15 protein-coding genes are annotated in these 14,717 nt (G+C 74.6%); 10 read left to right on the forward strand and 5 right to left on the reverse strand.

Features of this window, described 5'->3' with window-relative positions; all coding sequences use genetic code 11:
• The first annotated feature begins 26 nt into the window (after nucleotides 1-26).
• Complete coding sequence (locus PH191_RS01740) at nucleotides 27-374, forward strand: bifunctional 3-phenylpropionate/cinnamic acid dioxygenase ferredoxin subunit (protein ID WP_274192910.1); 348 nt, start codon at nucleotides 27-29, stop codon at nucleotides 372-374.
• Nucleotides 375-381: 7 nt separating this feature from the next.
• Here PH191_RS01740 and PH191_RS01745 read toward each other — a convergent pair whose 3' ends face one another.
• The gene (locus tag PH191_RS01745; protein ID WP_274192911.1) at nucleotides 382-681 is read right to left on the reverse strand and encodes a DUF3040 domain-containing protein; all 300 of its coding nucleotides are present in this window, start codon (nucleotides 679-681) and stop codon (nucleotides 382-384) included.
• Between the two features lie 171 nt (nucleotides 682-852).
• On the opposite strand from PH191_RS01745, the gene PH191_RS01750 reads away from it, so the two are divergent.
• Nucleotides 853-2,157: an MFS transporter gene (locus PH191_RS01750; RefSeq protein ID WP_274192912.1), complete on the forward strand. Its 1,305-nt coding sequence runs from the start codon at nucleotides 853-855 to the stop codon at nucleotides 2,155-2,157.
• Here PH191_RS01750 and PH191_RS01755 read toward each other — a convergent pair.
• Nucleotides 2,116-2,847 (reverse strand): GntR family transcriptional regulator, encoded by a 732-nt coding sequence (locus PH191_RS01755; RefSeq protein ID WP_274192913.1) that lies wholly within the window; start codon nucleotides 2,845-2,847, stop codon nucleotides 2,116-2,118. The genes PH191_RS01750 and PH191_RS01755 overlap by 42 nt on opposite strands.
• A gap of 179 nt (nucleotides 2,848-3,026) precedes the next feature.
• Between PH191_RS01755 and PH191_RS01760 the strand changes: the two genes are divergently transcribed.
• The 5 genes from PH191_RS01760 to PH191_RS01780 are packed head-to-tail and all read left to right on the forward strand — an operon-like array spanning nucleotide 3,027 to nucleotide 8,206.
• Nucleotides 3,027-4,178 (forward strand): acyl-CoA dehydrogenase family protein, encoded by a 1,152-nt coding sequence (locus tag PH191_RS01760; protein WP_420791734.1) that lies wholly within the window; start codon nucleotides 3,027-3,029, stop codon nucleotides 4,176-4,178.
• 25 nt (nucleotides 4,179-4,203) lie between these two features.
• Entirely contained in the window at nucleotides 4,204-5,100 is an 897-nt protein-coding gene (locus tag PH191_RS01765) for a fumarylacetoacetate hydrolase family protein (RefSeq protein WP_274192914.1), read from the forward strand.
• Entirely contained in the window at nucleotides 5,097-6,080 is a 984-nt protein-coding gene (locus PH191_RS01770) for an alpha/beta fold hydrolase (protein ID WP_274192915.1), read from the forward strand. Before PH191_RS01765 ends, PH191_RS01770 begins: the two co-directional genes overlap by 4 nt.
• A gap of 8 nt (nucleotides 6,081-6,088) precedes the next feature.
• Nucleotides 6,089-6,697 (forward strand): VOC family protein, encoded by a 609-nt coding sequence (locus PH191_RS01775; protein ID WP_274192916.1) that lies wholly within the window; start codon nucleotides 6,089-6,091, stop codon nucleotides 6,695-6,697.
• Nucleotides 6,698-6,700: 3 nt separating this feature from the next.
• Nucleotides 6,701-8,206, forward strand: coding sequence for an FAD-dependent monooxygenase (locus PH191_RS01780; RefSeq protein ID WP_274192917.1), 1,506 nt, complete (start codon nucleotides 6,701-6,703; stop codon nucleotides 8,204-8,206).
• A 12-nt stretch (nucleotides 8,207-8,218) separates the two neighbouring features.
• Here the strand turns inward: PH191_RS01780 and PH191_RS01785 are convergent, their stop codons facing one another.
• On the reverse strand, nucleotides 8,219-9,064 hold the full coding sequence (locus PH191_RS01785) for a universal stress protein (protein WP_274192918.1): 846 nt from the start codon (nucleotides 9,062-9,064) through the stop codon (nucleotides 8,219-8,221).
• Between the two features lie 118 nt (nucleotides 9,065-9,182).
• On the opposite strand from PH191_RS01785, the gene PH191_RS01790 reads away from it, so the two are divergent.
• From PH191_RS01790 to PH191_RS01800, 3 genes are read left to right on the forward strand one after another with little or no spacing between them, the layout of a single operon-like run.
• On the forward strand, nucleotides 9,183-10,580 hold the full coding sequence (locus tag PH191_RS01790) for a dihydrolipoyl dehydrogenase family protein (protein WP_274192919.1): 1,398 nt from the start codon (nucleotides 9,183-9,185) through the stop codon (nucleotides 10,578-10,580).
• 14 nt (nucleotides 10,581-10,594) lie between these two features.
• A complete protein-coding gene (locus PH191_RS01795) occupies nucleotides 10,595-10,924 on the forward strand; it encodes a putative quinol monooxygenase (RefSeq protein ID WP_274192920.1) in 330 nt (109 codons plus the stop codon).
• A 22-nt stretch (nucleotides 10,925-10,946) separates the two neighbouring features.
• Nucleotides 10,947-12,314 carry a dipeptidase gene (locus tag PH191_RS01800; protein WP_274192921.1) on the forward strand — a complete coding sequence of 456 codons (1,368 nt, stop codon included), beginning with the start codon at nucleotides 10,947-10,949 and terminating at the stop codon, nucleotides 12,312-12,314.
• Between the two features lie 4 nt (nucleotides 12,315-12,318).
• On the opposite strand, the gene fahA is transcribed toward PH191_RS01800, so the two are convergent.
• Together fahA and PH191_RS01810 are read right to left on the reverse strand one after the other, a co-directional pair.
• A complete protein-coding gene (gene fahA / locus PH191_RS01805) occupies nucleotides 12,319-13,509 on the reverse strand; it encodes a fumarylacetoacetase (RefSeq protein WP_274192922.1) in 1,191 nt (396 codons plus the stop codon).
• Nucleotides 13,506-14,711: a homogentisate 1,2-dioxygenase gene (locus PH191_RS01810; RefSeq protein WP_274192923.1), complete on the reverse strand. Its 1,206-nt coding sequence runs from the start codon at nucleotides 14,709-14,711 to the stop codon at nucleotides 13,506-13,508. The genes fahA and PH191_RS01810 overlap by 4 nt, the downstream gene beginning before the upstream one ends.
• Between the last annotated feature and the right edge of the window lie 6 nt (nucleotides 14,712-14,717).

Here is a 14,717-nt window from a genome sequence, read left to right on the forward strand (position 1 = left end):
TGCGCATAGCGCAACAGGAGCTCGACATGATCTACGTGGCGGAGCTGGCCGACATCCCCGTGGGGGAGTCGGTGCGGGTGCAGGGCTCGGTGGCCATCGCGGTCTTCAACGTGGACGGCGATCTCTATGCCATCGACGACACGTGCACCCACCAGGACGCGTCGTTGTCCGACGGCTGGCTCGAGGGCTGCGCGGTCGAGTGCCCGCTGCACGCGGCGTGCTTCGACCTGCGCACGGGTCGCCCCAGCGGCCCGCCGGCGAAGAAGCCGGTGCGCACCCACGAGGTGCACGTCGTCGAGGGCGTCGCCTACGTCCAGGAGACCGTGACGGTGGAGGCCTCCGCCGCGCCCGCGCAGCAGGTGACCGCGGCGTAGACCGCCGTCACGGCTCGCGGCGCTCGGGACGCAGCGCCGTGGTGATCCCCTCGAGCCGGGGGCGCCAGCCCAGGCCGACCAGGGCGCCGACGCCCACCATCACCACGAGCAGGGCCTGCCCGGGGAGCGCGAGCCAGAAGAGCCCGACGACCAGCGCCACGGTCACGAGCACGACGGCGGCTCGCCCGCGCGCCGCCCGTCGACGACGGACACCGGGCCGGCGCATCCGCCGCGCCAGGGAGGGATCGTCGCGGGCGAGCGCCCGTTCGGTCTCCTCGAGCACCGTGCGTTCGTCGTCGTCGAGCATCGCGGGTCCCCCTGGACATCGTCGGCCGTCACGAGACGGTTCGTGCGCCGAGGGCTGCCCGTTCGGCGTGCCGTCGCGCAGGCCCGGCGGGGTGGTCGGGCTCACGCGGTCTTGAGGGTGCCGCGACGGCACGGCGTCCCCTGGGTGCAGCTCGCACCCGGGAGGTCGGAAATGCGCCGCAGCCCCGCCGTCTGGTTCGCCTCGTACGGCATGTCCCTGCTCGGCGCCGGCATCGCCGGCGTCGTGATGCCGCTGCTCGTGCTCGAGCGCACCGGCGACGTGCTCGCGGCCGGCGTGCTCGCGACCGTGACGACGGCGGCCGCGGCGGCGACCGGGCTCCTCTCGGGCCTGCTCGTCGACCGCATCGACCGGCGCGTCGTGGTGGTCGTCTCCGACCTGCTCTCCGCGCTCTCGCTGACCGCGCTCCCGGTGGTGGACGCGCTGTGGGGCCTGGACATGACCGCGTTCCTGGTGCTCGGTCTGATCGGAGCGGTCGTCCGCGTGCCGGGCATGACCGCCCAGGAGTCGGTGCTGCCCGTCCTCGCGCGCCTCGGTGACGTCCGCCCGGGGCGCCTGGACCGCCTGATCGCCACCCGCGAGACCGTCGGCAACGTCCTGCTGCTGGCCGGGCCCGGGCTGGGCGGCCTGCTCGTCGGGCTGTTCGGACCGTCGCCCGCCCTCGTGCTGACCACCGCCGCCACGAGCGTCGCGGCTGCGGTGCTGACGGTCGTGCTCGATCCGCGGGTCGGTGTCGTCGGACCGCGCGACCGCACCCGGCCCGGCGGGGCGGTGCGCCGCGCCGTCACCGACCTCGTCGTCTCCTGGCGGTTCCTCGTCCGCCACCGCCTCGTGCTCGGTGCCACGCTCGTCGGCGCGACCTTCGTCGCCGTCCTGAGCTCCCTGCAGAGCACGCTGATGCCCGCCTACTTCACCGCCGAGGACCTCCCGGCGCTCACCGGGCTGACCCTGAGCGCGATCGCGGCCGGCAGCGTCGCCGGCTCCGCGCTCTACGCCGCCACCACCGGCCGGGTGCGCCGACGCACCTGGTTCGTGATCGGCATGACCGGCACCCTCGTCGGGTTCGTCGCCGTCGGCAGCATGGCCTCGCCGTGGCTGGTCCTCGCCGGTGCGGCGCTGGTCGGGCTCACGAACGCGCCGGCCTCGGCCGTGCTCGGCGTCCTGACGGTCGAGGCCACCCCCGATGCGATGCGCGGCCGGGTGCTCGGCGCGCAGAACACCGTCATGCTCTCCGCGCCCGCCCTGACCAGCGCCCCGCTCGCCGCCGTGGCCGCGACGGCCGGGCTGCCCGCTGCCGGGGTCGTGATCGCCGCGCTCGCCGGCGGCACTGCGATCGTCGCCCTCGTCGTGCCGGCGTTCCGCGCGCTGGACGGTCCGCAGGCGCCGCCGGAGCCCCCCACGGCGGCCGTGCTCGTCTCAGGCGGTGGCGTCGCGACCGCTCCAGAGCCGCCGGCGTGAGGTGTCGATGGTGCTCATCTCCGCGAGCATCGTCGCGAGGTTGTTCTCCAGGTGCTCGCGGACGGCGGCGCGGACCGTCTCCGGATCGCGCGACCGGGCGGCGTCGACGAGCTCGTCGTGGGCGTGGGCGCGGCGGGTCGCGAACGACTCGGGCGCCTCGACGGGATCGAAGACCAGCCGCGTGTAGCGCTCGGAGGCGTCCCAGAGCGGGGCGAGCATGCGCCGGTCCCAGTCGCTCGCAGCCGGTTCGATCATCGCGGCGTGGAACGCGCGGTGCGGCTCCCAGAACGCCTCGCCGAGGACGTCGCCGAACGTCGCGCGGACCATCCCGTCGAGCTCGGCGATCTCGGCGTCGGTGCGGTGCGGTGCCGACAGCGCCGCGAGCTCGGGCTCGACGGTGGTGCGCAGCCGGTAGAGCGCGCGCAGGTCCTCGGCGTCGAGCGGGGTGACCGTCGCGCTACGCGAGGGGCTCAGGGTCACGAGCCCCTGGGCCTCGAGCTGGCGCAGGGCCTCGCGGACCGGGACGTGGCTGACGCCGAGGCGTTCGGTGAGCGCGGGCACGGTGAACGGCTGACCCGGCGGCAGCGCCCCGGACAGGATCGAACGGCGGATCTCGTGCAGCACGAGGTCCACCGCCGACGCCTTGCGCGCCGCCACCGACTGCACGCCCGAGACCCCGTCCACCGTCACGGCGAGCAGCCTAGCGCAGATTGACATCTTATAAGTTAGCGCCCTAGCGTCGTGGTGGCCCGCGTCACGCCGCCGTGACCACCGACCCGGAGGTGCCCATGTCCTCGCCGTCGACACCAGGCTGTTCCCTCGACCGCCCCGGGACGTCCGACGAGGCGCGTGCCCTACGGGCGGACCTGGTGGGACGGGCCCGCGAGATCGTCCCGGTGCTCGCCCGCAACGCACCCCGCACCGAGGCCGAGCGGCGGGTGGTCGAGGAGAACATCGCCCTGATCGACGAGGCCGGCCTCTTCTCGATCACGCGGCCGAGGCGGCTCGGCGGGCTCGAGACCGACATCCGCACGAAGCTCGAGGTGTCCCGCGAGCTCGCCCGCGGCTGCGGCTCGACCGCCTGGGCGACGACGCTCATGAACGTCTGCGCGTTCTTCGCGGGCCTGTTCCCCGACCAGGCGCAGCGCGACGTGCTCGAGGGCTCGCCCGGCAACCGCATCGCCGGGGTGCTCGCGCCCACGGCGGAGGCGACACGCGTCGACGGCGGCTACCGGCTGACCGGCTCCTGGGGCTGGGCGTCGGGCTGCCTGCACGCGCAGTGGGCCGTGGTCGGGTTCCCCGTGCCGGACGAGCACGGCGAGGTCGTCGACCAGGGCCTGGCGCTGGTGCCGATGACCGACCTGTCGATCGAGGACACCTGGTTCGTCGCCGGCATGCGCGGCACCGGCTCGAACACGCTGGTCGCGCGCGACGTCCTGGTGCCCGACCACCGGGTCATCTCGATCCCGGCCGCGATCGGCGGGCGCTACGCCACCGAGCACACCGACGAGGCGCTCTACCGGTCGGCGTTCATCCCGGTCGCCGCCATCGTGCTCGCCGGCCCGCAGCTCGGCCTGGCCCAGGCGGCCCTGGACCTGGTGCTCGAGAAGGCGCCGAAGCGCGGCATCTCCTACACGTTCTACGACACCCAGACCGAGGCGCCGACCGTGCAGCTCGCGGTGGCGAAGGCGGCCTCCCTCATCGACGCGGCGCACCTGTTCGCCTACCGCGCGGCCGCCGACATCGACCAGGCGGCCGTCGACGGCGTCTACCCCGACTACGCCGCCCGGGCGCGGGTCCGGATGGACACCGGGGCCGCCATCGAGAACGCCCGCGAGGCGATCCGCACGCTGGTCTCGGCGCACGGAGCGGGCTCGTTCGCCGAGGTCAGCCCGATGCAGCGGATCTGGCGCGATTCCGAGGTCGCCTCCCGGCACGCCGTCATCAGCCCAGCCATCTCGTCGGAGGTCTACGGCCGGGCGCTGCTCGGCCTGACCGACGGCGTGACGGCTCTCGTCTAGAGCCTCTGGAGAAGGAAGGACACACGTGCGCATCGCGAATCACGCGGGCCGGCTGGCCCTGGTGGAGCCCGACGCCGAGTCGTCGGGGGGCCTGCGTGGTCTCGACGTGGAGCGGGCCAGCGACGGCCGTTTCGCCGCCGACCCGCAGACCGTCTACGACCGGTGGGCCGAGTTCCGGGAGTGGGCCGACGCGGCGGACCTCGCCGCCGCCGTGCCGCTCGGCCCGGGCGCCCTCGGCCCGGTCGCCCCGCGGCCTCCGCAGGTGTTCGCCGTGGGGCTGAACTACCGCGACCACGCCGCCGAGTCGGGCATGGAGCTGCCGACCACGCCGCTGGTGTTCACCAAGTACGCGTCGAGCTTCACCGGACCCCAGGGCGACGTCCGGCTCTCGCCCGGCAACGTCGACTGGGAGGTCGAGCTCGTCGCCGTCATCGGCACGGGCGGCCACCACATCCCGGCGGCGCAGGGGTGGGACCACGTCGCCGGGCTGACCGTCGGCCAGGACATCTCCGACCGCGTCACCCAGTTCGCCGCGCCGCCCCCGCAGTTCGGGATGGGCAAGTCGTACCCCGGGTTCTCACCCATGGGTCCGGCCCTCGTCAGCGTCGACGAGCTCCGCGCGGCGGGCCTCGACCCCGACGACCTGGAGCTGGGCTGCCTCGTCAACGGCGAGAGCGTCCAGAAGGGCCGCACCGGGGCGATGATCTTCTCGGTCCCGGACCTGGTCGCCGAGCTCTCGGCGATCGTCACGCTGCTGCCCGGCGACGTCGTCTTCACCGGCACCCCGGCCGGCATCGGCGCCGGGCGGACCCCGCCGCGCTTCCTCGGCGACGGCGACGAGCTCGTCACCTGGTGCGCCGGCATCGGTCAGATGCAGCACCGCTTCGTGACCGCCGAGAACCCGAGTGGGAGCAGGGCATGACGATCCTCGAGGCCGCGGACCGCGCGGCGACCTTCGTCCCGCACGCCTACCCCGAGCAGACCGTGGACCTCGGCGAGGTCCGCATGAACTACGCCGTCGCCGGCGACCCGTCGCTACCCGCGCTGCTGCTGATCCCTGGGCAGTCCGAGTCGTGGTGGGGCTACGAGCCGGCGATGCCGCTGCTCGCCGAGCACTTCCACGTGCACGCCGTCGACCTGCGCGGGCAGGGACGGTCGACGTGGACGCCGGGCCGCTACACGATCGACAACTTCGGCAACGACCTCGTCCGCTTCATCGACCTGGTGATCGGGCGGGAGACGCTGGTCAGCGGGATGTCCTCCGGCGGGATCCTCTCGGCCTGGCTCTCGGCGTACGCGAAGCCCGGCCAGATCCGCGCCGCGGTCTGGGAGGACCCGCCGCTGTTCTCCAGCCAGACCACGCCGGCGATCGGGCAGAGCATCCACCAGGCCATCGGGCCGGTCTTCGCGGCGTGGAACAAGTGGCTCGGCGACCAGTGGTCGATCGGCGACTGGACGGGGCTCATGCGGGCGTTCCCGGCCGAGATCCCGGTGCCGATGTTGGTCCACCTGGCCGCGATGATCCCGCCGGACCCCGATGCCGATCCCGCGGCGGGCCCCGCCGACGGCCCGCCGCAGAACCTGCGGGAGTACGACCCGGAGTGGGGCCGGGCGTTCGTCTCCGGCACCGCGACCGCGTCGTGCGACCACGTGACGATGCTCGAGCAGGTCCGCGTCCCGGTGCTGCTGACGCACCACTTCCGCAGCGTCGACGCCGCGACGGGCCGCCTCGTCGGGGCGTCGTCCGACGACCAGGCCCGACGCGCTCGGGAGATCGTCACCGCCGCCGGCGCGCGGATCGAGTACCGCGACTTCCCGGACGCGCCGCACTCGATGCACGAGCACCTGCCGAAGCAGTACGTCGAGGCCGTCCTCGACTTCGTCGCGACCCTCGACCGATAGGAGACATCATGGCCGGAGAGCACCTGCAGGCCCCGATCATCCCGCCGAAGCTGCACCACGCCACGTTCCTGACGCTGGAGCTGGACGAGATGGTCCGCTGGTACGGCCTGGTCTGCGGGCTGTACCCCGTCCACTACGCCGAGAGCGCGGCCTGGCTGACCAATGACGAGGCCAACCACCGCATCGCGCTCATCGCCCACCCCGCCGTGCACCGCCCGGTGGACAAGCCGACCAGCGCCGGCCTCCACCACACGGCCTTCGAGTACGGCTCGTTCGGCCAGTGGCTCGACAACTACGAGCGGCTGCGCGACCACGGCATCACGCCGTTCATGTGCCTCGACCACGGCATCACGATGTCGATGTACTACGCCGACCCCGAGGGCAACGGCGTCGAGATCCAGTTCGACGCCTTCGGCGACTGGGCGGTCTCCAAGGAGTGGATCTGGGCGTCGCGCGAGTTCGCCGAGAACCCCATCGGCGAGTGGTTCGACCCCGACAAGCTCGTCGAGGCCCGGGCGCAAGGCGTGTCCCAGAGCGAAATCCACGAGGGGGCGCGCGCCGGGAAGTACCGGCCGGAGGTCGTGCCCGCCGACATCCTGCTGCCCGAGGTCTACTAGGCCGTGCGCTCCACCCAGGTGCTCGTCGCCGGCGGCGGCCCGGTCGGGCTTGCGGCCGCGGTGGAGCTCGGCCGGCGCGGCGTCGAGTGCCTCGTGGTCGAGCCGCGCGCGACGGTGTCGCACGCCCGGCCCCGGTGCAAGACGGTCAATGTGCGCACGATGGAGCACCTGCGCCGGTGGGGGATCGCCGACCGGTTGCGCGACCGGGCCCCGCTGCCGCGCGGGTTCTCCACGGACGTCGTGTTCTGCACGTCGCTGGTGGGCCGCGAGCTCTCGCGCTTCACCGGGGTGCTCGGCCTCGCGGCGCAGGGCGACCGCTTCCCGGAGGTCGGCCAGCAGGCGCCGCAGTACGTCCTCGAGGAGCTGCTCCGGGAGGTCGTCCTCGGGCTCGACACGGTGACGCTCGCGCTGGGCTCCCGCGTCACCGGGCTGGTGCAGGACGCGGACGGGGTGACGGTGCGCCTGGACGACGGCGAGTCGGTCCGGGCCGACCACGTCCTCGGGTGCGACGGGCCGCGCAGCGCGGTACGCGAGCTCGTCGGCGCGGACTACGTGGGCGAGCACGCGCTGCGCCCGAACTTCGGGATGGTCTTCCGGGCGCCCGGCCTCGCCGAGCGCGTGCCGCACGGGCCGGCGGTGCAGTACTGGACGGTCAACCCGGAGGCGCCCGCGCTGCTCGGCCCGCTCGATCCGGCCGACGGCACCTGGTGGGTCATCGCGTTCGGCGTCGACCGCGCGACCGGCGAGCGCGACGGCGCGGCGTTGGTCGACGCGGCGGCGGGCGCGCCCGTCGGCGCCGAGGTGCTCTCCACCGACCCGTGGACGGCGCGCATGCAGCTCGTCGACCGGGCGCGCGTGGGGCGGGTGTTCCTCGCCGGGGACGCCGCCCACCTCAACCCGCCGTTCGGCGGGCACGGGCTCAACACCGGGATCGGCGACGCCGTCGACCTGGGCTGGAAGCTCGCCGCCGTCCTGCAGGGGTGGGGCGGGCCGGGGCTGCTCGAGAGCTACGAGGCCGAGCGGCGCCCCGTCCAGGACCGCGTCGTGAAGGCCGCGAGCGAGAACATGCGGACGCTGTCCGGCGACCTCGTCGCCGACGACCTCGAGGCGGACACCCCGGCCGGGGACACCGCCCGCCGGCTCGCCCACCAGCGGATCCAGGACGCGAAGAGCGCCGAGTTCCACGCGCTCGACCTCGTCCTCGACGTCGGGGTGGCGGGCTCGCCGGTGGTGGCCGACGGGGCGGGCGACCGGCTGCGCCACGCCTGGCTGCCCGACGGCCGGTCGCTCTACGACGTCCTCGGCGCGGGGTTCACGCTGCTGACGCCCCCCGGCTTCGCGGGCGAGGCGCTGGTCGACGCCTGCGCCCGGCGCGGCGTGCCGCTGGCCGTCGCGCCGCGGCCGTGCGGGGACGAGGCCCTGCTCGTCCGGCCGGACCAGCACGTCGCCTGGCGCGGTGAGCACCCGCCCGCCGACCCGGTGTCGCTGGTGGAGCGCGTCACGGGCTGAGTCGTGGCGGGCTCAGGACTCGGGGGCCGGCGCCACCAGGACGGGCCGGTGGGCGTGGTGGAGCACGGCCATGGCGGTGCTGCCCAGCACCAGCTGGCGCAGCGTCGAGCCTCCCCGCGAGCCGACGACGATCACACCGGCCTTGCGTGCGGCGGCCTCGGCGCCGAGCGCCTCGGCGGTCGCCCGGGGGCCCCACCCGTGCGCGCGCACGGACACGGCGTCCGGCGGGCCGCCCTCCTCGTCCACGGACGCGGTGACGTGGACGTCGATCCGCTCGCGGCCGGGCAGCAGCGCCGCCGCCGCCGCCCCCGCACGGGCCGCGCCCTCGGACCCGTCCTGGGCGATCACCACCGGGCCCGTCGCCGCGCGGGCGCGTTCCCAGCTCAGCAACGGGGGCACGACCAGCACCGGGACGGGGCTGTGGTGCACGGCGAGGTCGGAGACGCTGCCCAGCAGCGCGGACGCCCCGCCGAGGCCGCGCGAGCCGACCACCATCGCGGCGGGCCGCAGCTCGGCGGCGAGGAGGGCGAGCTCGGCGCCCGGGTCGCCGTAGGAGCGGCGGGTGAGCGGCTCCGCCGACCAGCCGGCCGCGCGGGCCAGGGCCGTCCCGTCGGCGGCGACGTGCTCGGCGTCGATGCCGCACTCCCGCAGCATGAGGTCGCCGAGGTCGCCCAGCCGGCCGGTGTGGTGGGTCACCCGCTCGCGCAGCGCCGGGTCGGCGCCGGGTGGCGCCCACACGTTCACGACACGGGCGGCGAGGTCGGGCAGCACGCGCGCGCCGACCGCGATCGCCCGGGACGCCTCCCGCGAGCCGTCGAAGCCGACGAGGACCACGCCGGCGCCACCGTCTGTGCTCATGGCGGCGAGTATGCCGCGCCTCCGGCGTCTCCCCGTTCCGTGTGTGGTGGGCGCACTCCCGCCGCGTGAGGGGCAGACTCGCGCACGGCGTGACGACGACCGAGGAGGAGACGGACGGATGAGCGATCTCGACGTGGACGTCGTGGTGATCGGGGCCGGCCCGGTGGGCGAGAACGTCGCCGACCGCGCCCACCGGCAGGGGCTCTCCGCGGCGATCGTCGAGGACCGGCTGGTCGGGGGCGAGTGCTCCTACTACGCGTGCATCCCGTCGAAGGCGCTGCTGCGCCCGGTCGACCTGCTCGCCGCGGCGCAGCGCGTGCCCGGCGTCGAGGCCGGCCCGATCGACGTCGCGAAGGTCCTGGAGCGCCGCGACCGGTTCGCGGGCCCGGACGACTCCGGGCAGGCCGGCTGGCTCTCCGGCGCCGGCATCACGCTGCTGCGCGGGCGCGGGCGGCTCACCGGCGAGCGCGCCGTCGAGGTCGCCCACCACGACGGCACCACGACCTCGGTCGGTGCCCGGTACGTCGTCGTCGCCACCGGGTCGGTGCCGGCGTTCCCGCCGGTCGACGGCCTGGACACGGTGAACGCCTGGACCAACCAGGAGGCCACCCAGGTCAAGGAGATCCCGGCGTCGCTGCTCATCCTCGGCGGCGGCGTGGTCGGGGTCGAGATGGCGACGGTCTACCAGCGTCTCGGCGCGCAGGTCACGCTCGTCCAGCACGGCGACCGGCTCCTGCCGACCACCGAGCCGGAGGCGGGGCGCCGCGTGCAGGCCGCGCTCGAGGCCGACGGCGTCGACGTGCGGCTCTCCACCTCGATGACCGCGGTCCGCCGCGTCGGCCCGGACGTCGCCGCGACGCTCGGCGACGGTTCGGAGGTGCGCGGCGCCGAGCTGCTCGTGGCCGCCGGGCGCCGGCCCGCGACCTCCGACATCGGGCTCGACACGGTCGGGCTCGAGCCCGGCACCCACCTCGCGGCCGACGACGCGACGACGGTGCTCGACGACTGGCTCTACGCGGTCGGCGACGCCTCCACCGGCGCTCAGCTCACGCACATGGGCAAGTACCAGGCGCGGATCTGCGGCGACGTGATCGTCGCCCGCTCGCGCGGCCAGGAGCTCGGCGGCCGGTACTCCCACCACGCCACCACGGCCGAGCACACCGCCGTCCCGCAGGTGATCTTCACCGACCCGCAGGTGGCGTCGGTGGGTCACACCGAGGCGTCGGCGCGCAAGGCCGGATTGCCGGTGCGCGCGGTGAGCTACGAGATCGGCAACGTCGCCGGCGCCGCGCTGCAGGCCGACGGGTACGACGGCGTCGCCACGCTCGTCGTCGACACCGACCGCGGCGTGATCGTCGGCGCGACCTTCGTCGGGCAGGACGTCGCGGACATGGTGCACGCGGCGACGATCGCTGTCGTCGGCGAGGTGCCGCTGGAGCGCCTCTGGCACGCCGTGCCCTCGTTCCCGACCATGAGCGAGGTCTGGCTGCGCCTGCTCGAGACCTACGGGCTGTAGGGGAGCCGGGATCCGTGATCTTCATCGTGATCAGCATCGACGTCCGTCCGGACCGGCGCGACGCCTTCCTCGAGGGCATCCGGCGCTACAGCGCCCGGGTCCGCGAGGAGCCCGGCAACCTGCACTTCACGTGCTACGAGAGCGTCGAGGGCGGCGACGAGTACGTCGTGGTGGCGAACTACCGCGACCAGGCCGCCGGCGAGGCCCACGTGTCCTCGGCCCACGCCCAGTGGTTCTTCGGCTGGCTCCCGTCGGTGGTCGCGCGCGTCCCGAAGATCGTCTACCAGGAACTGCCCGCGGGCGTGGACTGGTCGGAGATGGGCGAGGTCGCCGCGCACATGTGAGTGCCGCTCGTAGGCTCACGGCATGTCGTCCCCGACGCCGTCCGAGCCCCCTGCAGACCTGCGTGCCGCGGTGGACGCCGTGCTCCCCGACGCCCGCGCCGACCTCGAGGCGCTGGTGCGCATCCCGAGCATCTGGGCCGACCCGGCCCACGCCGAGGACACCCGCCGCTCGGCCGACGCGGTCGCCACCCTCGCCCGGGGGGCCGGGGCGCAGCGCGTCGACGTCATCGCCGCCGAGGGCGGGGCGCCGGCCGTCGTCGCGCACTGGCCCGCCCCCGACGGCGCCCCGACCGTCATGCTCTACGCCCACCACGACGTCCAGCCGACCGGCGGCGACGAGCTGTGGACCACGGCGCCGTTCGAGCCCCACGAGCGCGACGGCCGCCTGTACGGGCGTGGGGCCGCCGACGACAAGGCCGGCGTCATGACCCACCTCGCCACCCTGCGGGCCTTCGACGGCCGGCCGCCGGTGGGCGTGCTGCTGTTCGTCGAGGGCGAGGAGGAGTCCGGGTCGCCGACGCTGCCCGCGCTGCTCGCCGAGCACCGCGACTCCCTCGCGGCCGACGTCATCGTGATCGCCGACGCCGCCAACCCCGCCGTCGACGTCCCCGCGCTCACCACGAGCCTGCGCGGCCTGGCGAACATCGTCGTCGAGGTCTCGATGCTCGAGCGCGCGGTGCACTCCGGGATGTTCGGCGGCCCCGCGGGCGACGCCCTGACCGCCCTGTGTCGCCTGCTCGCGACGCTGCACGACGACAAGGGCGAGGTCGCCGTCGCGGGCCTGACGGTCGGGTCGTCAGAGGCGCCCGACGTCGAGGAGGACACCTTCCGCGGCGACGCCGGCCTGCTCGACGGTGTCGAGCCCCTCGGCACCGGGACGATCACCGAGCGCCTCGCCCACAAGCCGGCGATCGCCGTGCTCGGCATCGACGCGCCGGCCGTGGACGGGTCGGCGAACATCCTGCTGCCGCGCGCCCGCGCGATGGTCAGCGTTCGGCTGGCTCCCGGCGACGAGTCGGGGCGCGCCGTCGAGGCCGTCACCGAGCACCTGCGCCGCCACGTCCCGTGGGGCGCCCACCTCGAGGTCTCCACCCGCGCCAGCGGCGAGCCCTTCGCGCTCGAGGCCACCGGCGACGTCTACGACCTCGCTCGCGAGGCGCTGTCCGCCGCGTTCGGCCACGGCACGGTCGAGATGGGCATGGGCGGCACGATCCCGTTCATCGCCGAGTTCGCGCGGACCTTCCCCGGCGCGGCGGTGCTGGTCACCGGCGTGGGCGACCCGGCCAGCCGCTGGCACGGCGTCGACGAGAGCCTCGACCTGGGGATGTTCGGGCGCTGCGTGCTCGCCGAGGCGATGCTGCTGCGCTCCCTGTCGCCCGGCACCCGCTGAAGGGTCAGCCGGCGGCCGTGACGACGCCGGTGACGGGGCCCAGCGCGATCGTCCGACCTCGGGGTCCCGGGGCCCGGGCGGTGATGGTGACCTCGTCCCCGTCGGCGAGGAAGCTGCGGAGGCTCCCGTCGGGGAGCGTGAGCGGCTCACGGCCGCCCCAGCTCAGCTCGAGCAGCGACCCGTACTCGTCGGGCGCCGGACCGCTGACCGTCCCGCTGGCGAAGAGATCGCCGGGTCGCGTCGGCGCCCCGTTGGACGTCAGGTGGGCGAGCTGCTGGGCGGCGGTCCAGTAGGTGGTCCGGAACGGCGGACGGGAGATCACGTGCCCGTTGAGACGGACCTCGAGGGCGAGGTCCAGGGCGGCGTCCCCGGGGTCGACGAGGTGGGGCAGCAGGGGCACGTCCCGCGGGGGTGGGTCGAGGCGCGCGTGCTCGAGCGCCGCCCACGGCACCACCCACGCCGAGATCGACGTCGCGAACGACTTGCCGAGGAACGGGCCCAGCGGCACGTACTCCCAGGCCTGCACGTCGCGGGCGGACCAGTCGTTCACCAGCACCACCCCGAAGAGGTGGTCGGCGGCCTCGCCGACCGGGATCGGCTCCCCGAGCGCGCTGTGCCCGCCGATCACGAACCCGACCTCGGCCTCGATGTCGAGGCGCTCGGTCGGCCCGTACGTCGGCGGCCCGTCGTCGGTCCGGCGCTGCCCGTTCGGCCGGCGCACGGGCGTGCCCGAGACGACGACCGACCCGGCCCGCCCGTGGTAGGCGACGGGCAGGTGCTTCCAGTTCGGCGCCAGGGTGGGCGACCCGGGGCGCAGGATCCGGCCGACGTTCGTGGCGTGGTGCTCGCTCGCGTAGAAGTCGACGTAGTCGCCGACGGTGAAGGGCAGGTGCATCGTCACCGCGTCGCGCCGGTGGTGCAGGGGTCGCGGCGAGCGGACGGTCCGCCACCCGGGAGATCCCAGCCAGCCGGTGAGGGCCTCGCGCACCCGACGCCACAGCGCCGGGGTCCCGGCGAGCAGCGGGTCCAGCGAGGGCACGTCGAGGACGTCGACCAGCGGCGACCCGTGGGCCGCGGCGAGGGCGCCGACGTCGATCACTTCGTCGCCGAGGGCCACGCCGAGCCGGCGGCCGTCGCCGGCGTCGACGACGCCGTAGGGCAGGTTGTCGAGGCCCCAGCCGTCGTCCGGGGTCACCGCGCCGGTCCGCGACCCGCCCACGTCCAGGCGTAGCGCCCGTCGTCGGACGCGACCCCGCCCTCGCCCAGCTCGAGGGGACGGAACGTGTCGACCATGACCGCGAGCTCGTCGAACGACTCCGCACCGAGGGATCGCTCGACGGCGCCCGGCTGCGGCCCGTGCGAGTGGCCGCCGGGGTGCAGGCTCACCGAGCCCTGCCCGATGCCCGAGCCCTTCCGGGCCTCGTAGTTCCCGCCGCAGTAGAACATGACCTCGTCGGAGTCGACGTTGGAGTGGTAGTAGGGCACCGGCACCGACAGCGGGTGGTAGTCGACCTTGCGGGGCACGAAGTTGCAGATCACGAAGCCGGCGCCCTCGAAGACCTGGTGCACCGGCGGGGGCTGGTGCACCCGTCCGGTGATCGGCTCGAAGTCGGCCACGGCGAACGTGTACGGGTAGAGGCAGCCGTCCCAGCCGACGACGTCGAACGGGTGGGTCGGCACGACGTAGCGGGTGCCGGTGACGCCGCCGCGGGAGTCGCGGTGCTTGACGAACACCTCCACGTCCGCGTGGAGCTCGTCGGCGACCAGCGGCCCGTCCGGCCCCTGGATGTCGCGCTCGCAGTAGGGCGCCGTCTCGAGGAACTGGCCGTAGCGCGACAGGTACCGGGCGGGTGGCGCGATGTGCGAGTTGGCCTCGATCACGTAGCAGCGCAGCGGCTCGTCGCCGCGCGGGAGCCAGCGGTGGGTGGTCGCACGGGGCAGGAGCACGTAGTCGCCGCCGGTGACCGGGAGCGTGCCGAAGACCGTCTCGACCACGCCCTGCCCGGACTCGACGTAGACGCACTCGTCGCCGACCGCATTGCGGTAGAGCGGCGACGTCTCCCCGGCCACGACGTAGGAGATGCGGACGTCCGCGTTCCCGAGCACGAGCCGCCGGCTCGTCACGGGGTCGGCGGCCTTCCACTCCTGACCGGGGAAGAGGCCGTGCAGCTCGAGGTGCCGCGGCAGCAGCGGCTGGTTCGTCGTCGTGGTGAGGTCGCCGGGCGTCCACGGGGTCGCATCGACGATCGCCGAGGGGATCGCGAGGTGGTAGAGGATCGAGGAGTCCGAGCTGAAGCCCTCCTCGCCCATGACCTCCTCGGCGTGCAGGGCTCCGGAGGCGTGCCGGTGCTGGGTGTGGCGCTTCGGGGGCACGTCCCCGACCCGTTGGTAGTACATGTGCTC

Origin of the sequence: Actinomycetospora callitridis (genome assembly GCF_028737265.1) — a bacterium.
GTDB lineage: Bacteria > Actinomycetota > Actinomycetes > Mycobacteriales > Pseudonocardiaceae > Actinomycetospora > Actinomycetospora callitridis.